17 protein-coding genes are annotated in these 23,639 nt (G+C 37.9%); 6 read left to right on the forward strand and 11 right to left on the reverse strand.

Annotated features, from left to right (window positions below):
• Positions 1 to 2: 2 nt before the first annotated feature.
• From glnE to dksA, 8 genes are all read right to left on the reverse strand, one after another.
• Positions 3 to 2,948 (reverse strand): bifunctional [glutamate--ammonia ligase]-adenylyl-L-tyrosine phosphorylase/[glutamate--ammonia-ligase] adenylyltransferase, encoded by a 2,946-nt coding sequence (gene glnE, locus DV415_RS02990; RefSeq protein WP_118791522.1) that lies wholly within the window; start codon positions 2,946 to 2,948, stop codon positions 3 to 5.
• 5 nt (positions 2,949 to 2,953) lie between these two features.
• The gene (miaA, locus tag DV415_RS02995) at positions 2,954 to 3,889 is read right to left on the reverse strand and encodes a tRNA (adenosine(37)-N6)-dimethylallyltransferase MiaA (protein ID WP_118791521.1); all 936 of its coding nucleotides are present in this window, start codon (positions 3,887 to 3,889) and stop codon (positions 2,954 to 2,956) included.
• Between the two features lie 7 nt (positions 3,890 to 3,896).
• Positions 3,897 to 5,786: a DNA mismatch repair endonuclease MutL gene (gene mutL / locus DV415_RS03000; protein ID WP_118791520.1), complete on the reverse strand. Its 1,890-nt coding sequence runs from the start codon at positions 5,784 to 5,786 to the stop codon at positions 3,897 to 3,899.
• Positions 5,787 to 7,157 carry an N-acetylmuramoyl-L-alanine amidase gene (locus DV415_RS03005; protein WP_118791519.1) on the reverse strand — a complete coding sequence of 457 codons (1,371 nt, stop codon included), beginning with the start codon at positions 7,155 to 7,157 and terminating at the stop codon, positions 5,787 to 5,789.
• Positions 7,158 to 7,164: 7 nt separating this feature from the next.
• Positions 7,165 to 7,641 (reverse strand): tRNA (adenosine(37)-N6)-threonylcarbamoyltransferase complex ATPase subunit type 1 TsaE, encoded by a 477-nt coding sequence (tsaE, locus tag DV415_RS03010; protein WP_118791518.1) that lies wholly within the window; start codon positions 7,639 to 7,641, stop codon positions 7,165 to 7,167.
• Between the two features lie 75 nt (positions 7,642 to 7,716).
• Positions 7,717 to 8,199: a 2-amino-4-hydroxy-6-hydroxymethyldihydropteridine diphosphokinase gene (folK, locus tag DV415_RS03015; RefSeq protein WP_118791517.1), complete on the reverse strand. Its 483-nt coding sequence runs from the start codon at positions 8,197 to 8,199 to the stop codon at positions 7,717 to 7,719.
• Between the two features lie 8 nt (positions 8,200 to 8,207).
• Entirely contained in the window at positions 8,208 to 9,566 is a 1,359-nt protein-coding gene (pcnB, locus tag DV415_RS03020) for a polynucleotide adenylyltransferase PcnB (protein WP_118791528.1), read from the reverse strand.
• A gap of 248 nt (positions 9,567 to 9,814) precedes the next feature.
• A complete protein-coding gene (gene dksA / locus DV415_RS03025; protein ID WP_005630220.1) occupies positions 9,815 to 10,252 on the reverse strand; it encodes an RNA polymerase-binding protein DksA in 438 nt (145 codons plus the stop codon).
• Positions 10,253 to 10,511: 259 nt separating this feature from the next.
• On the opposite strand from dksA, the gene DV415_RS03030 reads away from it, so the two are divergent.
• The 6 genes from DV415_RS03030 (at position 10,512) to DV415_RS03055 (ending at position 19,230) form a co-directional block, all read left to right on the forward strand.
• Positions 10,512 to 12,878 (forward strand): DNA internalization-related competence protein ComEC/Rec2, encoded by a 2,367-nt coding sequence (locus DV415_RS03030; protein ID WP_118791516.1) that lies wholly within the window; start codon positions 10,512 to 10,514, stop codon positions 12,876 to 12,878.
• A 40-nt stretch (positions 12,879 to 12,918) separates the two neighbouring features.
• Positions 12,919 to 14,682, forward strand: a complete 1,764-nt coding sequence (gene msbA / locus DV415_RS03035; RefSeq protein ID WP_118791515.1) for a lipid A ABC transporter ATP-binding protein/permease MsbA — start codon at positions 12,919 to 12,921, stop codon at positions 14,680 to 14,682.
• A 72-nt stretch (positions 14,683 to 14,754) separates the two neighbouring features.
• Positions 14,755 to 15,753 (forward strand): tetraacyldisaccharide 4'-kinase, encoded by a 999-nt coding sequence (gene lpxK / locus DV415_RS03040; RefSeq protein ID WP_118791514.1) that lies wholly within the window; start codon positions 14,755 to 14,757, stop codon positions 15,751 to 15,753.
• 70 nt (positions 15,754 to 15,823) lie between these two features.
• Positions 15,824 to 16,588: a 3-deoxy-manno-octulosonate cytidylyltransferase gene (kdsB, locus tag DV415_RS03045; RefSeq protein ID WP_118789100.1), complete on the forward strand. Its 765-nt coding sequence runs from the start codon at positions 15,824 to 15,826 to the stop codon at positions 16,586 to 16,588.
• 1 nt (position 16,589) lies between these two features.
• Positions 16,590 to 18,419, forward strand: a complete 1,830-nt coding sequence (gene uvrC / locus DV415_RS03050; protein WP_118791513.1) for an excinuclease ABC subunit UvrC — start codon at positions 16,590 to 16,592, stop codon at positions 18,417 to 18,419.
• A 97-nt stretch (positions 18,420 to 18,516) separates the two neighbouring features.
• Positions 18,517 to 19,230 carry a TerC family protein gene (locus DV415_RS03055; RefSeq protein WP_118791512.1) on the forward strand — a complete coding sequence of 238 codons (714 nt, stop codon included), beginning with the start codon at positions 18,517 to 18,519 and terminating at the stop codon, positions 19,228 to 19,230.
• A 52-nt stretch (positions 19,231 to 19,282) separates the two neighbouring features.
• On the opposite strand, the gene uxuA is transcribed toward DV415_RS03055, so the two are convergent.
• From uxuA to DV415_RS03070, 3 genes are read right to left on the reverse strand one after another with little or no spacing between them, the layout of a single operon-like run.
• Positions 19,283 to 20,467: a mannonate dehydratase gene (gene uxuA / locus DV415_RS03060; RefSeq protein WP_118791511.1), complete on the reverse strand. Its 1,185-nt coding sequence runs from the start codon at positions 20,465 to 20,467 to the stop codon at positions 19,283 to 19,285.
• 19 nt (positions 20,468 to 20,486) lie between these two features.
• Entirely contained in the window at positions 20,487 to 21,242 is a 756-nt protein-coding gene (locus tag DV415_RS03065) for an FCD domain-containing protein (protein ID WP_005691025.1), read from the reverse strand.
• Between the two features lie 15 nt (positions 21,243 to 21,257).
• Positions 21,258 to 23,633, reverse strand: a complete 2,376-nt coding sequence (locus DV415_RS03070; protein WP_118790213.1) for a glycoside hydrolase family 31 protein — start codon at positions 23,631 to 23,633, stop codon at positions 21,258 to 21,260.
• Between the last annotated feature and the right edge of the window lie 6 nt (positions 23,634 to 23,639).

Consider the following 23,639-nt stretch of genomic DNA (forward strand, 5'->3'; position numbering starts at 1 on the left):
TTTTATGAACTAAATAGCTTATCCCAAAATGATTGAATAAATGACCGCTCTTTGACAAATTCAGTTTCATCTACGACAGGGGATTTACCTATCAAATTCAAATGATGAATGGTATTGCGTAAATCGACATAACATTGTTTTAGTATGTTGCATTCTGCGTGGCTAATAATTTGAGCCTCAGCCATATCATCAAAAATGCGAACATTGTCTGACCATTTTGTCAGTTGTGGGTTTTGTGGGGCATTAGCAAGCATTAAATATTGAGCGATAAATTCAATATCAGTGATACCACCGCGATCTGTTTTAAGATTAAATTCACCATCTTTTGAATGGGACAAATGCGTGAACATTTTTTCTCGCATCTCAACAACATCTTGTTTTAATTGCTCAATATCTCGTGGTGTGGAAAGTACTTGTTGGCGGATATGCTCAAATTTAGCTTTAAGAGATGATTCACCAAATACTGGACGAGCGCGCACAAGTGCTTGTTTTTCCCATGTCCAAGCTTCATTTAATTGATAATGGGTAAATGCAGAAAGAGAGCATCCAATTAAGCCTGCATCGCCAGAAGGGCGTAAGCGCATATCTGCCTCATAAAGTATGCCAGCAGAAGTATTTATGCTGAAAATACTCACAATCTTTTGTGCCAAGCGTAGGTAAAATTGATTGCTATCAATCACTTTTTTGCCCCCTATTGTTTGACTTTCTACGGCATCGTATAAAAATACGAGGTCTAAATCGGATTTATAACCGAGTTCAATACCACCCAGTTTTCCATAACCAATAACTAAAAATCCTTTTTCATCATTTTGTAAATGTTCAGGCACGCCAAATCTAGACGAAACTTGTTTCCAAGCTAGATTCACAACGACTTCAATAATCGCTTCGGCAAGATAGGTTAAATGATCGCTCACTTTCATCACCGGTAATGCCCCCAAAATATCTGCCGCGGCCACTTTTAATAGGGTTGCTTGTTTAAATTGACGTAAAGCATCAATAAGCTGTTCTTCATCATCAGGTGGTAAACGAAGTAAATATTGGTGTAACTCTGCAGGATATAGGGTAAATGGTAACGGATGGCGTAGTGCCTCTGTATTAAGCAATTCATCTAATAAGATAGGGTGGCGAGCCAGTTGTTCTGAAATAAGTTGAGACTGCGCACAAAGTTCAATAACTTGCTGAAGGGCGCGAGGATTTTCCAATAATAATTCTAAATAAGTCGTGCGACTCGAAATTTTTTCAATAATGTTCAGAATCCGTGGAAGCAAAGTGCGGTAATTTTCTTGCTGAAAAATGAGTGCAAGTACTGTTGGCATTAAATGACTCAAAACATCACGCCCACGCGAACCAATCACTCTGTGATTTAGGCTGTCTTTGAATTGAGAAAGCTTTTCTAAAACTTCATCAATATTATTTTCTGATATGCCGCTCTCTAATAATGTCTGTTCAATATCCTCAAAATCAGTCTCTAAAAAATCTTGCCATTGGCTATCAGTTTGTGATGGCTCATCTTGTTCATCACCGATTAATTGAGTAAATACAGCCCGCACTTTTTCTTGTTTTTGTTGTAAAGTGCGGTAAAAATCGTCCCAATTTTCTATTGGATAATGTTTTTCAATGGTTTGATTATTGTCATTTAAACAGGTGAATGTTTTACATGCCTCGACTAAACGAATTTGATCTATTTCATCGGTTGGTAGTGTTTGAGTTTGTTGATCGTTTATAGCTTGTAGAATATTTTCTACGCGGCGTAAAAAAATATAACTTTCACGTAAATCGTGGAATTGTTGCTCGGTAATTAATCCTAGCTTGGTAATTTCAGGCAAGATCTTCAAGAGTGAATGCTGTTGTAGATTGATTTCTCGCCCGCCTCGAATGAGTTGAAAAACTTGCACGATAAATTCGATTTCACGAATCCCCCCAGCACCCAATTTAATATTATCTTTCAAACCACGACGGCGTACTTCTCGCTCAATTTTGCCTTTCATTTCACGTAAAGATTGAATCACACTAAAGTCAATGTAACGGCGATAGACAAAAGGGCGTAACATTTTTTGCAATTTTGAAACGTTGGGATCCTTTGTTTGTGCGCCCAATACTCGCCCTTTAATCATCGCATAGCGTTCCCAATCTCTACCTTGATCTTGATAATATTGTTCCATTGCCGCAAAGCTGAGAACAAGCGCGCCGCTGTCACCAAATGGGCGCAAGCGCATATCGGTTCGATACACAAAACCATCAGAGGTAAATTCATCTAAGGCAGAAATAAGGCGTTGTCCTAAACGCGTAAAAAATTTTCCATTATCCACAGGACGTCGAACATTGGTATTCTCAATGGACGTTTCCCCTTGTGATGGATAAGTGAAAATTAAATCAATATCTGAGGAAAAATTGAGTTCAAAACCGCCTAATTTACCCATTCCTAGAATATAAAGTTGTTGCGGATTGCCTTGTTCATCCATTGGCGTACCCATTTCCGCACAGGCTTGATGATAAAGCCAATCGCGGGCAGCGATAATTAAACTTTCTGCAAGTTGTGAAAGCTGAACAAAAATTTCTTCTACAGTGGCAAGATTCAAACTTTGACAAAAACTTAGTTTTGCCATTTCAATGTTACGGAATTGACGTAATATTTGATAGAGTGCGGTTTCGTCATGTACATTGGCTAACTCTCTATTCAAACGTTCAATATAGGCAGAGCAATCTGCAAAACAGGGCGATTTTTCCCACCATTGTTTCACTAAGTGCGGGTATTTTTGCAAGACTTTTTCCAAAAAGCCAGACATTGCCATAGCATAGCCTAATTGATAAACAGGCAGTTCAGGATGATTTGAATTTTGTTGAATGGCGTCGTGAATTTTTTCTGGGGAAAGTTCTGGAAAAGATTGGCACAGAATTGTGCCAAGAGATTGTAATTTTTGTTCAATGAGGGCAGAAAGTGCGGTCATTTTTTCTAACCTTTTTGATAGGAATCTAAGTGACGTAATACGGTTTCTTTCGCTTGTTGAGGTTGCAAACTATCCAGCCATTTTATTGGAGTTTTCCAACCTCGTAGCCAAGTGAGCTGACGTTTTGCAAGTTGGCGCGTTGCGCAAATACCATGGAAAATCATTTCCTCGTGATCGTAATTGCCTTGTAAATATTCCCACATTTGACGATAGCCCACGCAGCGAATTGACGGTAGATTAATATTTAAATCGCCACGCGCATAAAGTTTTTCAACCTCTTCTTGAAAGCCTAATTCAATCATTTTATGAAAGCGTTGTTCAATGCGGTTATGCAAAATATGACGATCTTGCGGCGCAATCGCAAATTGCACAAAATCATAAGGCAAGGCTTCGCCTTTTTCTTCTGTAAGCTCTGTGAGTGATTTTCCCGTGATATAAAAAACCTCTAAAGCACGATTGATTCGTTGAGAATCGCTAGGATTAATTCTGGATGCAGAAATAGGATCGATTTTGGCGAGTTCTGAATGTAATGCAGTCCAACCTTGTTGAGCCGCTTTTTGTTCAAGCTCGGCGCGAATATTTTCATCAGCAGAAGGCAAGGGAGAAAGCCCTTCGATTAAGGCTTTGTAATACAACATCGTGCCGCCCACTAATAACGGAATTTTGCCTTGTGCGGTAATTTCTGCCATTTCGCGTAGCGCATCAGCACGAAAATTCATTGCGGAGTAGCTTTCTGACGGATCTAAAATATCGATCAATCGGTGAGGTGCAAGGTCAAGTTCTTCTTTTGATGGTTTCGCTGTGCCAATATCCATTCCTTTATAAATGAGTGCGGAATCCACACTAATCACTTCGACTGGAAGCGAGCTTCGTAGTTGAATGGCTAAATCTGTTTTGCCTGAGGCTGTTGGGCCCATTAAAAAAATTGCGTTTGGTTTCATGAAGAATCTAAATTTCGTTTAATAAAGGCTGCCAGTTAACAGGTTTTAGCAACTGGGTAAATGCCGTGCGATTTGTTTGCGTCAGTAAACGTTCCGTCTCGCTCAATAAATTGAGTGCGTCCGCTAAAGCGTCAAAGGTTTTACATTCTAATTGTGCACAAAGCGCGGTTAAAAATGGTGATGAATTTTCATCTCTAGTCAGCATTGCCATCACGCATTTTTGTAGATTTTGAGTGCGTAATATACTTGGTACGCGATTTAAAGTTAAACGTAATTGCGCTTGATTTTCGATAAATTCAAAGCCAATTTTTTTGAAGTCATCTGAATATTGTTGCCATGTTTGAAATTGTGATTCGGTTAAGCGAAACACGATTGGAATCAATAAAGGCTGTTGTTCAATATGTATTTGTTGTAAAGCCAATTGCCATTGCAAGCGTTGTAATTTTTCCAATGAAAGCAAAAAGAAATCTTGATTTTGTTGTAATAACAGCGCGCGATTTTCAATAAGTGAAAGGGCGCGTAGATGTGATGAGCACTCAATTATTTCAGTTGAGATGATTTTAGCTGTATCTGAAATATTTTGTTGTGCTGTATTCGATATATCCTTTTGCTCTGTAGGCGGTAATGTACGTAACAATTCACCATATAAACGTTGCTCAGTTTTACTCGGTGCATCAGAACGGTAATCTCGATAACCAGTACTTACATGATTTGGCAATACTGGTGTGTTAGAAAAGTGCGCTTGATTTTGCTGTGGTTTTTCATGATATTGTGGCGCAAAGATATTTTGCCCCGCAGCTGTACGATTAGGTCGAATGCTGTAATTTGGTTGGGGTTCACGCACCGTATTTTCTTCGTGATTTTCTACCGCACTTTGGTCTGTGTGCCAATTAAGTTGTTCTTGATTGTTTAGCGCATGGCTGATGCCTTCGTAAATAAAATCATGAATGAGGCGTTGTTGGTGAAAGCGTACTTCATGTTTGGTTGGATGAACATTTACATCCACATCATGCGGGTTTAAGTCAATAAACAACACAAATGCAGGATAAGCATCGCTTGGCAAATATTGAGCATAGGCTTGTCGAATCGCATGGTTGATTACTTTATCTCTCACCATTCTGCCATTAATGTAGCAATAACTTAAATCATTTTGAGTTCGGCTAAAATTTGGTGTGGCTACCCAGCCAGATAAGTGTAAATCGTCGTGTTTCCAATCAATTCGTAAGGCATTTTTGACAAAATCATCCCCACAAATAGCGGCGACACGTTTTAGTTGCTGATTGAGCGCTTCAGCAGGACGATATTGACGGATGATTTTCCCATTATGTGTTAATGTAAATGCCGTGTTGAATTTTGTTAAAGCAATACGGCGAATGACTTCATCAATATGAGCAAATTCTGTTTTGTCTGTGCGCAAAAATTTTCGGCGGGCTGGCGTGTTGAAAAAAAGATTGGCGACTTCAACTGTCGTGCCGACAGGATGTGATGCGGGTTTAATCGTTGTTTCCATATCACGACCTTGCGCATAAACTTGCCAAGCTTCAGTTTGCGCTTCAGTGCGAGAAGTCAGCGTTAAGCGTGATACCGAGCTGATACTAGCCAATGCTTCGCCTCTAAAACCCAAACTTAAAATGGCTTCTAGATCGTCAAGGTCGGCTATTTTACTCGTAGCATGTCGGGCTAACGCCAGGCTTAATTCTTCTTTTGGAATGCCACAGCCGTTGTCACGAATGCGGATTAAATTTGCCCCACCATTTTCGATATCGATTTGGATTTTATTTGCACCTGCATCAAGGCTATTTTCCACTAATTCTTTCACCACAGACGCAGGGCGTTCTACCACTTCACCGGCAGCAATTTGGTTCGCAAGTTGTGGGGAAAGAATTTTAATTGGCATTTATTTTTCTCTTAATTTAATTTTTTGTCCGCTCAGGGCTTTACCATCTTTTAATTTTGGATTCAGTTTTAAAATTTGCTTGACTGAAATATTGTATTCTCGCGATACAGCATAGATCGTTTGATCTTTCTGAATTATATGGTAAAGCGGAATTTCTTTTTTCTCATCAGATTTTTTAGTGGATGAGGTTTCCTCTTTTTTTGTTTTATTTGAGGATTTATTTTTATCTGTTTTATTTTCTGATTTTTCTACTTTTAGAGTATTGGTTTTTTCAGTGGTTTTCTCTGCCTTTTTTACCGTACTTTCTTTATTTTGGGGTGAGTTTATTTTGGAATCTTGTGGCTTCTGAGTTTTTCCATTATCTGGAATTTTTACGGTTTCACCAATCCAAAGTGCTTGGCGTTTTAGTTTATTTAACCCCATAATATCTGATACTTTAACATCATATTTATTCGCAAGGTTTCCTAAACTTTCTCCCTTTTTCACAATATGACGAATACCACTGTCTTTTATGTTATTTTCATTTGTATTTTGTTCGGAAGTGCGGTTATTTTTTTCTGAATTTTTTGTGTCATTTTGTTTGATATTTTGAACAAAATCATCATTAACAAAGGGTTTTACTTTTCCACCTCGGAATGTAACCAGCCCTTCATAAATCATATAAGCAATGCGGCGACGATAGGCTTGAGAGTTAAGTTTTTTTTCTTCTTCTGAATTGGAAAGAAATCCCGTTTCTACCAACACAGAAGGAATATCTGGCGAACGTAGAACACCTAGACTTGCATGTTGTGGCGTACTGCGACTTAATGTTGTTACTTTAGCAAAATGGTGCAAAATATGTTCGCCTAACGCATAGCCAGTACGTTGGCTATGTCCGAATTGCAGATCAAGTACAGTCTGGTCAAGGTATTTATCATTATTGTGTGAAAGTACTTTTCCTGCGCCACCGAGTAGTTCAGAGCGTTTTTCATCGTCTTCTAACCATTGACCCATTTCATCATTAGCTCGACGGTTTGATAACACCCAGACTGATGCACCGCGGCGCTCAGGTGATTCAGATGAGTCCGCATGAATGGAAATGAGATAATTCGCTTTAAATTTTCGTGCGATTTCTGAACGTTCTGGCACGGAAATATAATAATCACTTTTACGCGTTAATACACCGCGAAAATGTGGATCTTTATCTAATAAGGCTTTTAATTCTTTTGCAATCGAAAGGGTGACATTTTTTTCATAAATGCCCAAGTTTCGGCTGATTGCACCGGGATCTTTCCCCCCATGACCTGGGTCAATCGCAATCGTAATAGGAGCTGCAAAAATAGAAACGCTAAATATTGAGAAAAAAAGAAAAAATAAAATTTTAGTTTTCATAAATAAGTTAATTAGAAAATTCGCTTATAATATTTTTACCCAAATTTGTTTGTGCGATTAATTCAATATTTCGTGCATCATCATAATAATCAATATTTACTAAAATATCAGCTTCTGGCAATATGCCTTGACCTTTTTCAGACCATTCAATTAAGCAAATGCTACCCGTATTAAAATAATCTCTAATACCCATAAATTCGAGTTCTTCAGGATCTGCTAACCGATATAAATCAAAATGATAAATCATTTTGCCAGCAATATTGTATTCTTCAACCAGCGTATAAGTTGGGCTTTTTACATTACCCTGATGACCGATACCTTGCAGCATTCCGCGTGTCAGCGTTGTTTTTCCTGCGCCAAGATCACCGTTAAGATAAACCATAATTGCTTTTTCAGTATGCAATTTTAAAAGAATTTCCGCGAATTTTTTGCCGAAGCGGAGCATAGAAAATTCATCAGGGATATATTGAGTTAAGCTTTCCATAACGGGTCATGAATGAAGAAAAATGTGGGCAGATTCTACCGCACTTTTGAGGTTCATAAAAGTGCGGTGAAATTTCTAGGGATTTAATTTTATCATTTCATGGTCAGCAAATTGCTTGACCAAATCTGCTAGTGGCTGAGCGTTAGGTAAGACCAAATCCGATGCGATTTCAAATAACGGCACAATGACAAACTCACGGTTATGCATATCATAATGGGGAATCGTTAAGCGCTCGTTTTGAATAATTTCATTGCCGTAGAGCAAAATATCCAAATCTAATGTACGCTCACCCCAGCGGCGTAAACGTACTCGACCTTGCTCGTTTTCAATGCGCTGTAATTCATCTAATAGTGCAAGTGGGCTAAGCTCGGTTTTAATTTTTGCAACAGCATTCACATAATCGGGTTGATCTTGTGGACCGAGCGGTTTACTTTTATAAAAAGAGCTCGTCGTTACCAAATGAGTGTTTGGTAACTGACTTACCGCTTTAAGCGCAGTATGTAATTGTTCTACTGGTGTGTTTAAATTGCTACCTAGGGCAATATATGCAGTAATCATCTCTTCCCTTATTCTGCTGAGCGTGTTGTTTTACGACGGCGTGGGCGATAGTATTTTTTCTTTGGTTTAGGATGTAGGCGTTGTTGCTCGTGTATCAACTGTTCGCGCTGTTCACCATTGCTGAATTGATATTCGTGCCACCATTTGGCTAATTCAATCGTTTCTCCACCTTCAATTTCTGCACGCATAGCCAGTAAATCAAAGCCAGCACGGAATTTTGGATGTTCCATGGTGCGTATTGATGCTGAACCAGTACGTTTTAATAATTGCAGTTGTAAGAACCAAATATCACGAATAACCGCAGTATGACGACGTGGTGCAGCTAAAGCACGGCAGAACAAATCTAAAACTTCATTACCCGCCAAAGCATAAGCATCATGATTATTTAAACCGCCTTCATTTTTCAAGATTTCCACTTTTTCGCGTAATGGATACCAGAAAAATGCCGCAAATAAGAATGCAGGATTAATACGAAGTTTATCCGCAACACGTTCATCCGTAGAAGTCAGGGCGGTAACGATCATGCGTTCTGCAAAACTATCTTCTTTCTCTGTAAAATATGGGCTTAATGCAGGGAAAAGTTGTTCAAATAAACCATATTGGCGTAATAAACGATAGGTTTTTACCCCTTGTCCTGCTTGTAATAATTTTAAACTTTCATCAAATAAGCGAGCTGGCGGAATATTTTTTAATAAAGGCGCAAGTTCACGAATTGGTTGTTCGCTTGGTTTTTCAAGGAACATATCAAGTTTTGCCATAAAGCGAATTGAGCGCAGCATCCGCACAGGATCTTCTTGATAACGTGTAACTGGATCACCGATTAAGCGTAGTTTTCCCGCTTTGAGATCCTTAATGCCCTCGAAATAATCTCGTAACGTATTATCTTGTGGATTGTAATACAGCGCATTGACCGTAAAATCACGGCGTACTGCATCTTGTTCGATCGTACCGTAAACATTATCGCGCAGTAACATTCCTTCATTACTTTGCTTTGCTTGATTTTCATTGCGAGCATCACTGTGATTGGCACGGAAGGTGGCGACTTCAATAATATCTCGACCAAACATAATATGTGCTAATCGGAAACGGCGGCCCACTAAACGGCATTGGCGTTGAAAAATATTTTGGATTTGCTCAGGACGGGCGTTGGTTGCAACATCAAAATCTTTTGGTTTTTTACCGAGTAATAAATCGCGGATACATCCACCGACAATATAAGCCTCAAAACCTTGGCGTTGCAGTTTTTCCACTACGGTGAGTGCATTACGGCTAAAATCACGCGGTGAAATATTAAATTGAGCCGCTTTAATCACATTTTTATCGTAGCGGTGTGGTTGTTCTGGTTTTTTTGCCCGCGCTTGTGACATTTGACTATTAGAACGCTCAACTCGTTTAGAATGAGCACTTGTTTTGGCAACCTCTTTTGATTTTTTTGTCTTCTTGCCAAACAAATTTTTGATATAAGTAAGAATAATTTACTCCGTTTTTTTAGTTGGAAATAAATGAGTTAGCTCTTTTTCTGTAAAGAAAAAGGTAAGGTGATTTTTCCGCATTTTTAAGTGCAAAAAAGTGCGGCTAATTTTAACCGCACTTTGGTATTTTTCAATAGAATGAATTAACCAGCGACTTGTTTTTCGCGGATTTCAGCTAAAGTTTTGCAATCAATGCAAAGATCTGCTGTTGGGCGTGCTTCTAAACGGCGAATGCCAATTTCTTCACCACAACAATCGCAGTAACCAAAATCATCGGTATCAAGTTTTTTCAAGGTAGCTTCAATTTTTTTCATTAGTTTGCGTTCGCGATCACGATTACGCAATTCTAGACTAAATTCCTCTTCCTGAGTTGCTCGGTCTGCGGGATCGGGGAAATTGGTTACTTCATCCTGCATATGTGCAACGGTGCGAGAAGCTTCTTCCACGATTTGCTCGTGCCAAGCATTAAGAATTTTTCTGAAATGAAGAATTTGCTCTTCATTCATATATTCTTCATCTTTTTTCATTTGATAAGGCTTTACGCCTGCTAAATCTAGCAAGCTCAATGATGCTCTTGACATCTCTCACTCCTAATACATACAGAATTTAAGCGCGGACTTCACGACTTCCTGTCTTGTTATTTTAGTTTGTTCCTGATTGCTATTTTAGGAACCCAATTTTTGCGGGCGGTATAAATATCAGAAGTTGTTTGTTTTAGCAAGTAAATTTTCCTGAAAAATTTATTTTTACGATATGGATCGCAAAATCTGAGGCAACCGTTTGCATATTTAAATAAAACTAGCCTAGGCTTAGAGAGACTGGAATTAATCTTTTATAAAAATGAAATTAAACTTAATAACTTTAGCTGTCTTGTTAATTGTCGCAGATTTAACGTTGTTATTTCTACCGCAGTCATGGCTACTGCCTTGGCAAGTTGCTCTCGTTATTGCGTTTGCTTTGATTTTTCTTTTTATCTTTATTCGCAGAAACTTCTTAGTTTTTCTTGCTTTTTTTGTCGTTTTTCTAGGGTATGCACACCATTCGGCGATTAGCTTGTTACAACAAACACAAAGTATTACCGCTCAAAAGCAAGTGGTGACGTTTGAGATCCAAGAAATTTTACACCAACAGGATTATCAAACTCTTATCGCCACAGCAACATTGGCGGATAACTTACGAGAGCAACGAATTTTTTTAAATTGGAAAGCGAAAGAGCTTCCTCAATTATCGGAAATTTGGCAAGCGGAAATTTCCTTACGCCCCCTTTCTGCGCGATTAAATTTTGGCGGATTTGATCGGCAACAATGGTATTTTTCAAAAGGAATTACTGCTGTTGGAACCGTAAAAAGTGCGGTGAAAATTGCTGATGTTTCATCATTGCGTGCAGAAAAATTGCAACAAGTGAGAAAGCAAACGGAAGGGTTATCACTACAAGGTTTATTGATCGCGTTAGCTTTTGGCGAACGGGCTTGGTTAGATAAAAACACTTGGTCAATTTACCAACAAAGCAATATCGCGCATCTTATTGCCATTTCTGGCTTACATATTGGGTTGGCTATGGGAATTGGATTTTGCTTGGTGCGTGTTATGCAAGTATTTTTATCCACCAGTTTTATTCATCCTTATTTTCCTTTAGTTTTTGGTGTTTTATTTGCTTTAATTTATGCGTATTTGGCTGGTTTTAGTGTGCCCACTTTTCGTGCCATTTCAGCACTTGTTTTCGTTTTCTTCATTCAAATAATAAGGCGACATTATTCGCCCATTCAGCTTTTTACGGTGGTTGTCGCTTTTTTGATTTTCTGCGATCCATTAATGCCGCTTTCGGTCAGTTTTTGGCTTTCTTGTGGGGCGGTTGGGTGTTTGATCCTCTGGTATAGTTATGTTCCTTTTTCACTTTTTCAATGGAAAAATCGCCCTTTTCCTCCAAAAGTGCGGTGGATTTTTAGTTTATTTCATTTGCAATTTGGGTTATTGCTCTTTTTTACACCTTTGCAACTTTTTCTATTTAATGGCTTATCGCTGAGTGGATTTTTAGCCAATCTTATCGCCGTTCCACTTTATAGCTTTTTGCTTGTTCCTTTGATTTTATTTGCTGTTTTTACCAACGGTGCGTTTTTTTCTTGGCAATTTGCAAACAAGCTGGCTGAAGTGATTACTGGGTTAATTTCTGTTTTTCAAGGAAATTGGCTCACGGTTTCATTTAATTTAGCATTGGTTTTAACCGTACTTTGTGGCGGAATTTTTATGTTAATTATTTGGAGTATTTACCGAGAATCCGAGATTTCATCATCAACCAGGCAAGTAAAACGAGCAAGATTTTTTACATTAAATCTTAGTAAACCTTTGCTAGAAGATGATCGAATCAACGTTTTACGATGTTCTTTTGGCATTATGTCGCTTTGTTTTATGATTTTGTTATTTAAACAATTGAACAAGCCAACTTGGCAGGTAGATACTTTAGATGTGGGGCAGGGCTTGGCAACGTTGATTGTGAAAAATGGTAAAGGGATTCTCTATGATACAGGCCCTGCATGGCAAGGAGGGAATATGGCTGAATTAGAAATTTTGCCTTATTTGCAAAGAGAAGGGATTACTTTGGAAAAGTTGATTTTGAGCCACGATGATAACGATCATGCAGGTGGTGCTTCGACAATCTTAAAGATGTATCCCAATGTGGAATTTATTACCCCTTCACGAAAAAACTATGGGGAAAATCACCGCACTTTTTGTACTGCTGGACGTCATTGGGATTGGCAAGGGCTACATTTTCAAATACTTTCGCCGCATTCTATTGTGGAGCGAGCAGATAATGCCCATTCTTGTGTGATTTTAGTCGATGATGGAAAGCATCGAGTTTTGCTGACGGGCGACGCTGAAGCAAAAAATGAGCAAATTTTTGCCCGTACTTTAGGTAAAATTGATGTGTTGCAAGTGGGGCATCACGGAAGTAAAACATCTACAAGTGAATACTTGCTTTCTCAGGTTAGACCAGATGTAGCGATTATTTCTAGTGGGCGTTGGAATCCGTGGAAATTCCCTCATTATTCGGTTATGGAAAGGCTACATCGCTATAAAAGTGCGGTAGAAAATACCGCTGTTTCGGGGCAAGTGCGGGTAAATTTTTTTCAAGATCGATTAGAAATCCAGCAAGCTCGCACAGAATTTTCCCCTTGGTATGCGCGTGTAATTGGATTATCAAAGGAATAAAAGGTACAATGCGCGCAATTTTTACCATTAGATAGCGATTATGCAAGAGCAAAAATTACAAGAAAATGATTTTTCAACTTTACAAACGTTTAAGCGTTTATGGCCAACAATTAAACCTTTTAAAGCGGGGCTTGTTGTTTCGGGCATAGCATTAGTTTTGAATGCGTTGGCTGATTCAGGTTTGATTTACTTGTTAAAACCTTTGTTGGACGATGGTTTTGGCAAGGCAAACCATTCATTTTTGAAAATTATGGCTTTTGTCGTCGTTGGAATGATTTTTTTGCGTGGGGTCTCTAACTTTATTTCTAATTATTGTTTAGCATGGGTATCAGGCAAAGTTGTCATGACAATGCGTCGTCGTTTGTTTAAACATTTGATGTTTATGCCAGTGAGTTTCTTTGACAGAAATTCAACAGGTAAATTACTTTCTCGTATTACTTATGATTCGGAGATGATTGCAAGTTCTTCTTCAGGATCTTTGATTACTATTGTGCGAGAAGGGGCATATATTATTTCACTATTGGCAGTAATGTTTTACACAAGCTGGGAATTAACCCTTGTTTTATTTGTTATCGGGCCAATTATTGCGGTATTGATCACTATCGTTTCAAAAATTTTCCGTAAATTGAGTAAGAATTTACAAGATTCAATGGGGGAATTAACCTCTGCAACGGAACAAATGCTAAAAGGGCATAAAGTGGTGCTTTCTTTTGGTGGGCAATTAGTGGAAGAAGAACGTTTCGATAAAGTGAGTAACGATATGCGTCGTAAAGGTATGAAAATGGTCACTGCAGATTCCATTTCCGACCCTGTTGTGCAGATTATCGCTTCTCTTGCTTTGGCTGCAGTATTGTTTTTAGCGACGACTCCGTTGATTGCAGAAGATAACTTAAGTGCGGGTTCTTTTACGGTGGTTTTCTCATCTATGTTGGCGATGATGCGTCCATTAAAATCTTTAACGAACGTAAACTCTCAATTCCAACGTGGAATGGCAGCATGTCAAACTTTATTTGCCATTTTAGATTTGGAGCCAGAAAAAGATAACGGCACTTATCAAGCTGAACCCGCGAAAGGGGCGTTGGAATTTAAAAATGTGAGTTTTGCATATCCAGGAAAAGAGGAACTTGCATTAAATAATATTTCTTTCAGCGTGCCAGCAGGAAAAACCGTAGCCCTAGTGGGGCGTTCTGGATCGGGTAAATCAACCATCGCTAATTTAGTGACGCGCTTTTACGATATTGAGCAAGGCGAAATTTTACTGGATGGCGTAAATATCCAAGATTATCGTTTATCTAATTTACGTGAAAACTGCGCTGTGGTTTCTCAACAAGTACATTTATTTAACGATACCATTGCGAATAATATTGCTTATGCAGCACAAGATAAGTATTCTCGCGAAGAAATTATTGCTGCAGCAAAAGCGGCTTATGCTTTAGAGTTTATCGAAAAATTACCACAAGGTTTTGATACGGTCATTGGTGAAAACGGTGCGAGCTTATCCGGTGGGCAACGTCAACGTTTAGCGATTGCTCGTGCTTTATTGCGTAATTCTCCAGTATTAATTTTAGATGAAGCCACATCTGCACTAGATACGGAATCAGAACGAGCAATTCAATCTGCATTAGATGAATTGAAGAAAGATCGCACTGTTATCGTAATCGCCCATCGTTTATCAACCATTGAAAATGCGGATGAAATTCTTGTGATTGATCACGGAGAAATTCGTGAGCGCGGTAACCATAAGGCATTGCTTGAACAAAATGGCGCCTATAAACAATTACACAGTATGCAGTTTAGTGGCTAATTTATTGATTATCGAAAACGCGAGTTGAAAAACTCGCGTTATTTTATCCGCACTTATTAGAAAGGATTTTCTATGCCCTTCTGGTATTCCAACTCCAAACTTATTTGGCTCTTATCGCCTTTTTCTTTATTGTTTTGGTTGATTAGCCAAATTCGTCGCGCCTTATTCTCTTTGGGGCTCAAGTCTTCTTATCGCGCACCAAAACCAGTGATAGTTGTGGGAAATTTGTCTGTTGGTGGAAATGGCAAAACGCCTGTGGTTGTTTGGCTTGTGGAAGAATTAAAAAAACGAGGTTTACGCGTAGGTGTGATTTCTCGTGGTTACGGAAGCAAATCTAAAACTTATCCGTTATTCGTCACTGAAAATACGCATCCGATTGAAGGTGGTGATGAGCCTGTATTGATCGCTAAACGCACCAATACGCCAGTTGTGATTTCTCCGAATCGCCAGGAAGCGATTGAATTACTCTTAAACCAAGCAGAGTGCGATATTATTATTTCTGATGATGGTTTACAGCATTATAAATTACAGCGTGATTTAGAAATTGTCGTAATGGATGCTGAGCGCGCGTTGGGAAATGGTTTTGTATTGCCAGCAGGCCCATTGCGTGAATTACCAAGTCGATTAAAATCCGTAGATTTTGTAATCACTAATGGTGGAAAAAATCAGTATTCAGATGCGGTTATGCGTCTTGTGCCTCATTTCTCGATTAATTTAAAAACCAATGAAAAACGCCAATTAAATGAATTTAAATCAGGTGTTGCTATCGCAGGGATTGGCAATCCACAGCGTTTTTTCACTATGTTAGAAAACTTAGGGATTCAATTACAGCAAACTCAAGCATTTCAAGATCATCAACATTTTGAAGCCTCTCAATTAGAAAAACTTGCTGAAAATCAACCGCTCTTTATGACGGAAAAAGATGCCGTAAAATGCCAATCTTTTGCCAAAGATAATTGGTGGTATGTCCCTGTGGATGCGGAGATTATTGAGGCTGAAAAACAACGTGAAAATTTACCGCTCTTTTGGATCAAAATAGACAAACTTGTGGCGCAATATAGAAATAGCTAAAAGGATTAATCCCCAGTTGTTTTGATTGCTTGCCGATAAAGCTGAAATATTAAAGAATAAGGAATAAATTATGTCATTTACCGTGATTATCCCCGCTCGTTTTGCATCAAGTCGTTTGCCTGGAAAGCCTCTTGCTGATATTGCTGGTAAGCCAATGATTCAACATGTATTTGAGAAAGCACTGCAGTCTGGGGCAAGCCGAGTGATTATTGCCACCGATAATGAAAATGTTGCTGATGTTGCCAAAAGTTTTGGCGCGGAAGTGTGCATGACTTCGGTTAATCATAATTCTGGTACAGAACGTTTAGCGGAAGTTGTAGAAAAATTAGCGATTCCTGACAATGAAATCATTGTCAATATTCAAGGCGATGAGCCTTTGATTCCACCCGTTATCGTGCGACAAGTGGCAGATAATTTAGCAAAATTTAATGTCAATATGGCAAGTCTTGCGGTAAAAATTCATGATGCTGAGGAATTATTCAATCCAAATGCAGTGAAAGTATTAACAGATAAAGATGGCTATGTGCTGTATTTTTCCCGTTCGGTTATTCCTTATGATCGTGATCAGTTTATGAATTTACAGGATGTTCAGAAAGTACAGCTTGCGGACGCTTACTTACGTCATATTGGCATTTACGCATATCGTGCGGGTTTCATAAAACAATATGTGCAATGGGCACCGACTCAACTTGAAAATCTAGAAAAACTTGAGCAGCTTCGCGTGTTATATAACGGCGAACGTATTCACGTAGAACTTGCGAAAGAAGTGCCTGCAGTGGGGGTGGATACCGTTGAAGATTTGGAAAAAGTGCGGTCAATTTTAGCGGCGAATTAAAATGTTTGATGCTAAAAAGTTCTTAGCGGATGTCTCTCACGAACCTGGTGTTTATCGTATGTATGACGATAAGGATCAGGTTATTTATGTTGGGAAAGCAAAGGATCTAAAAAAACGTCTTTCAAGCTATTTTCGTAAAAATCTGAGCAGTAAAAAAACAGAGGCCTTGGTGGCGTCAATTCATCATATTGACACCACGCTAACTTCATCTGAAACGGAAGCTTTACTGCTAGAGCATAATTTTATCAAGCTTTATCAGCCTCGCTATAACGTATTATTGCGTGATGATAAGTCCTATCCATTTATTTTATTAACCAAAGAACGTCATCCAAGAATCACGTCCTATCGTGGGTCTAAAAAATTTGCCGGTGAATATTTCGGACCTTATCCTCACGCAGGAGCCGTGCGTGAAACGTTATCACTTTTGCAAAAACTTTTTCCTGTTCGCCAATGTGAAAATTCCGTTTATTCCAACCGCTCTCGTCCTTGTTTGCAATATCAAATTGGGCGTTGTTCTGCGCCTTGTGTACAGGGATATGTTTCCGATGAAGAATATAATCAGCAAGTTGAATTAGCCCGTTTATTTTTACAAGGCAAAGATCAACAGGTGTTAGATTATTTAATTGGTAAAATGGAGCAGGCAAGCAGAAATTTAGATTTTGAACAGGCGGCGCGTTATCGTGATCAGATTCAGGCGGTACGTTCGGTTATTGAAAAACAATTTGTATCCAATGAGCGTTTAGATGATATGGATATTATGTCCATCGCTTACCAACATGGTTTAGCCTGTGTACAAGTGATGTTTATTCGTCAAGGAAAAGTGCTCGGCAATCGTAGTTATTTCCCAAAAGTACCTGCCAATACGGATTTATCTGAGCTTACAGAAACTTTTGTGGGGCAATTTTATTTACAAGGTCATCAAGGACGAAGTATCCCGAATAGTATTATTGTCGATCGTCAATTAGCTGAAAAATCAGAGCTTGAGCAACTTCTTACTGATCAAGCGGGCAGAAAAGTGACGATTCAAGAAAGTGTAAAAGGCGATAAGAGTAAATATTTACAGCTCGCACAGGTTAATGCTAAAGCGGCTTTAAATGTACAACTTAAACAATCTTCACGAATGTCAGAGCGTTATCAAGCGTTGTGTGAGTTGTTAAATCTTCCTGAAATTAAGCGTATGGAATGTTTCGATATAAGCCACACGATGGGCAATCAAACGGTAGCATCTTGTGTTGTCTTTAATCAAGAAGGTCCAATGAAATCTGATTATCGTCGTTTTAATATTGAAGGGATTACTGGCGGGGATGATTATGCTGCGATGGAACAAGCGTTGCAGAAACGTTATGAGCGTGATTTAGAAGAAGATAAAATTCCCGATATTATTTTTATTGATGGTGGAAAAGGGCAATTAAATCGTGCATTGAATGTATTCCAACATCTTCAAGTAAAATGGGATAAAAATAGACCGCACTTAATTGGCGTGGCAAAAGGTGTGGATCGTCGAGCAGGGCAGGAAGTACTGATTATCAGCAAACAAGACCGCCAAATTCATTTACCTGATGATAGTTTGGCATTGCATTTGATTCAACATATCCGCGATGAAAGCCATAACCACGCCATAAGCGGACACCGTAAAAAACGTCAAAAAGCCTTTACACAAAGTGGTTTAGAAACTATTGAAGGGGTCGGTGCTAAACGTCGTCAAGCTTTACTTAAATATCTTGGTGGTTTACAAGGTGTGAAAAAGGCGACCTTAGATGAAATAGCCTCTGTACCGGGCATTTCCCCTAAACTTGCTGAAAGGATTTTTGAAACGCTTAAAAACGACTAATCAATCATTTCTCAAATATAAATAACGATTGCTTTTCATTATAAAGCCATTATGATCCGCACTTTCGGATTTATTTAACTCTATTATAGGAAAAATTATGTTTGAATGGATTACTGATCCAGAAGCGTGGATATCACTTGCGACACTTGCTGCTTTGGAGATCGTTTTAGGGGTCGATAATATTATTTTTATTAGTATCCTAGTAGGGCGTTTACCTGAAAGCCAACGCCAATCTGGTCGTATTCTCGGGCTTGCTTTGGCAATGCTGACAAGAATTTTACTTTTAATGTCACTGGCGTGGATGATGAAGCTTACTGCACCGTTATTTACTGTGTTTAATCAAGAAATTTCTGGGCGTGATTTGATTTTATTAATCGGTGGTTTATTCCTGATTGTAAAAAGTTCAGGCGAAATTAAAGAAGCAATCAATCATCAAGACCATCATGAATCGGAAAGAAAAAATAAAGTGAGTTATCTTGGCGTATTAATTCAAATTGCAGTGCTAGATATTGTATTTTCTTTAGATTCCGTGATTACAGCAGTAGGTATGGCAAGCCACCTTCCTGTGATGATTTTGGCGATTATTATTGCCGTTGGCGTGATGATGTTTGCGGCAAAACCAATCGGTGATTTTGTAGATACGCATCCAACGTTGAAAATTCTGGCTTTAGCTTTCTTGGTTTTAGTGGGAATTAGTTTAATTGCAGAAAGTTTAGATATTCACATCCCGAAAGGTTACATCTATTTTGCAATGGGATTCTCTGTTGTGGTCGAAATGATCAATATTCGAATGAGAAGATTGATGAAATAAATTAGAAGTGCGGTCGATAAAAATAATGTTTTTTATGACCGCACTTTTTCTTTTACTTATTGAAATACACTTTTTTTAGTGCCATCTCTAAACCGCGAAATTCAGCTAGACCTTTTAACCGACCAATGGCAGAGTAGCCAGGGTTGGTTTTTTTACGTAAGTCATCCAACATTTGATGCCCATGATCTGGGCGCATTGGGATTAAACGTGTTTCTCCTTGGCTTAATCGACGATATTCTTCGTTTAATAAAGCTTTTACTACATTAAACATATCTACGTCTCCTTCTAGATGAGCTGCCTCATGGAAGGTTAGTGGATTATCTTCACGTTGAGTAGAACGTAAATGAGCGAAGTAAATACGATCAGAGAATTGTTCAGTCATTTTTACTAGATCATTATCGGAACGTACGCCATAAGAACCGGTACACATTGTAAAACCATTTGCTGGTAATGGTTGAGTTTCTACAAACCATTGCATATCTTCAATAGTTGAAACTATGCGTGGTAAGCCTAAGATTGGGCGTGGAGGATCATCTGGATGAATCGCCATTTTGATTCCTACTTCTTGGGCAACAGGTACGATCTCATTTAAAAAATAAGCCAAATGCGTACGGAATTTTTCGGGTGAAATATCTTTATAGCGATCTAATTGAGTTTGAAATTCATCAAGAGTGTAACCTTCTTCAGCCCCAGGTAAGCCCGCAATAATATTGCGAGTTAATTGCGCTATATCTTGCTCTGACATCTTGTCATAATAGGTTCTGGCAGCAACTTGTTCTTCTTGATTATAGGCTTTCTCTGCATCAGGACGTTTTAAAATATGAAGTTCAAATGCTGCGAAAGCGATATGATCAAAGCGCAATGCTTTAGAACCATCTGGTAATTCATAAGCGAGATCAGTACGAGTCCAGTCTAAAACAGGCATAAAATTGTAACAAACCGTGTCAATTCCGCATTGAGCAAGATTGCGAAGAGTTTGTTTATAGTTATTAATCCATTTTTGATAATTTCCAGTCTGAGTTTTAATCTCTTCATGAACTGGTACACTTTCCACTACTGACCAGCTTAAACCAGCATTCTCTATTTCAGTTTTGCGTTTTTTAATTTCTTCAATACTCCATATTTCACCGTTAGGAATATGGTGAAGTGCAGTGACTATACCAGTTGCGCCTGCTTGACGAATATCAGATAAAGAAACAGGATCTTTTGGTCCATACCAACGCCATGCTTGTTCCATTTTTAACTCCTATAGTTTTCTAACGATCAACAACAATTGGACTCATATTAAATAGATAACCATCAAAATTAGGATCATCTACATCAGATAATTCAAAAAGTTTTTGCTTAACATTTTCTAAATGTTGCCACATTGCTTTTTTTGCCATTGCAGGATCTTTTCTCTGCAGGGCTGTAATAATATTTTCATGATCTTGTAACCAAAGGTGACGATAACTTTGATTTGGAATATGAAGATGTAAACCTTTCCACATTTGACTATTAGTACGAAGATCCCACAGTGCTTTTTGCATTTGTAAGATAACTTCATTTTGGGTTATTTCTGCTATAGTACGATGAAAATCTTCATCTGCCACATAATCTTCATCACCTTGTTCAAGAGTATTTCGCTCTCTTGCTAGAATGTCTTTTAATTTAGTAATATCTGCTCTTGTCACTTGTAATGCTGCAAATTCAGCCATACTACTTTCTAATAATTGGCGAGCTTGTAAAAGTTCAAAAGGGCCTACATCAACCTTATCTAAAAATTCATCATTACTTGCAGTGCGTTGTGGCAATGCAATCACATACACTCCAGAACCTTTGCGTACTTCAACAAGGTTTTCTAATTCAAGCATAATTATGGCTTCTCGAATGACTGTACGGCTTACATCAAAATAATCAGCCAAGTCTCTTTCTGCTGGTAGTTTGTCGCCTATTTTATATTGATGATTATTTAGCTGTTGTTTTAATTCATTTCCTATCTTCTTATAGGATCGCAAGTCATCAATGTTCATAAATTTTTCCTAATTTTAATCTGATAAACTCAATTTATAGCCTTTAGTGACTGTTTTACCATTAATGATCAATTTTCTATTTTCTTCATTAGGAAGGTTAAAATTAATTTCATTATATTTTGGTAAATAATCACCTGATTTTTCTAAAACAAGTTCAACTGTTTGACTAGTGCATTTTAGATGAATATTAAGTTTCAAAAATTTACCTTTTAAATAATCGAAACTTTCACCGTCATCATCAAATAAAGTAATATTTTTCTCTCCTTGATTAATAAAAGGCAGAATTAATAATTCTCTATAATTATCAGATAACGTATTTTTATGACCTTTTTTTGCCATTGGAATAATGCTTCCAGCTTTTAAGAATAACGGAATTTTTTCTAATGGCGCCTCGGCTATGATTTTTTCACCGCCATTAAACCATTTGTGCGTGTAAAAATCATACCAACCAACGAAATTTTGTGGTAGATATACTTCACGTTTTCGCAGGTTAGGCTCCACAACAGAAGCAACGAGTAAATCTTCACCTAAAAGATAGTCATCATTTTCTTCAAAGGTATTTTTATCATGTTCGTGATCAAGGAATGTTGGACGCAGTATTGGTTCATGTTCATGATGAGCCTTCCATAATGTGTTATATAAATAAGGCATTAATATATAACGTAATTGGATAGCATCACGAATAATATTAATTATTTGTGGATACATCCAAGGTTCATTGACAGTTTTATCATCATTCCAAGAATGAATAGTGAAACGTGGATGCATTACACCATTTTGTACCCAACGTACAAATAATTCAGGATCTGGTTTATTTCCAGAGAAACCACCTACATCATGCCCAACGTTATAAAGTGCAGAAAGGCTCATACCTAATCCCATTTTGATATTGTAACGTAATGTATTCCAACTGGTACGATTATCTCCAGACCAAGTTTGTACATAACGGTTCATCCCAGGTGAGCCAGAACGTGAAATTAAATAAGGACGTTTATTTGGTGCGTACTCTAATTGAGCTTCATAGGAAGCTCTCATCATTAATAATGGTTGTAGTGGGCGCAATAATTTTATTGGCATACCTTCACCGAAATAATGGCATTTTGCGTAGTTGTCCCATACTTCAAATTCATTATTATCATTCCAAGTAGAATCAATGCCGTAATCGAGTAATTGTTGTTTTACATTCTTTTTCCACCAATTTACCGTGTCTATATTGGTAAAATCTAAATGAGAACCTTCATCATCCCAGAACATAGATTTTTCAGGATTATTTGATTCAGAATCTTTAATAAATAATCCAAGTTTTTCCACTTCTTGATAACGTGGGTGATCTAGCAATAAACATGGTTTAATGTTTGCAGCTAATTTCATCCCCGCATTCTGAAAATATTTTGTCATTTCTTTAGGGGTTGGAATCTTGTCATAATTCCAGTTGAAAACATAACGCTTCCCATTTATAGAGGTATAACCTGAAGAGAGTTGGAATGAATCACAAGGAATATCATGTTCATTACATAAATTGACAAATTTTTTTAGTTGCTCTTGAGCATCAGGTGCATCGGTATAGTGCATAGTTGAACCACTATAACCTAAGCTCCATTTAGGAGCAAAAATAGTACCTCCTGTAAGGCGACAATATTTTTTTGTTACATCAAGTATTTTGGGGCCGAGAATAACGTAGTAATCAAGATCTCCATCCTCAGCTTTATAGTTACGATAGTAAGAATGATAATTGTCAATTTCACTACCTAAGGTAAACCAACAAGGGGCAAGATTATCGTAATATAGCCCATAACTTACTTCAGGAGCGTGTGTAATATAAAATGGAATATGTTTATAAAGAGGATCCGTATATTCAGCATTATAGCCCATTGCATCAATATTACGCATTTCAAAGCGGCGTCCATGGCGATTTAGATTTCCTGTTTTTTCACCGAGTCCATAATAATGTTCTTGAATATCTCGTTGTAAATAATGAGAAATGGTAGTATTTGAAATACCCATTAAATAGGCACCAGTTTTTCGGTCTTTAAATAATGGTTTCCATTTATCGCCGTGTTTATATTCCCATTCTAGATAGAGGGGTTGATGAATTGTTACTTTTAAAAGTGCGGTTGAGATTTCAAGCGTTTTTTCTGTTTGTAAAATGGCATAATCAGGGCAAGTAAATCCTTCTAATGACCATTTATTGCGACCTTGCCAAAATACATCTGTTTGATTTGGTGCAATAGCCCAAGTATGAGTAACTTTGAAAGTATTATTTTTTGTAAATGCAATACGTAACAGATCATTTTCTAAGACGAAAATATGCATTTTATAACCGTGATCACAACTTATTTCAATTTGATGATTATGGTTTCTTATCAATTTCCAATGTTTTATTGATTTCATCTTATT

Source organism: Haemophilus haemolyticus, from assembly GCF_003490595.1.
Lineage (GTDB): Bacteria > Pseudomonadota > Gammaproteobacteria > Enterobacterales > Pasteurellaceae > Haemophilus > Haemophilus haemolyticus_L.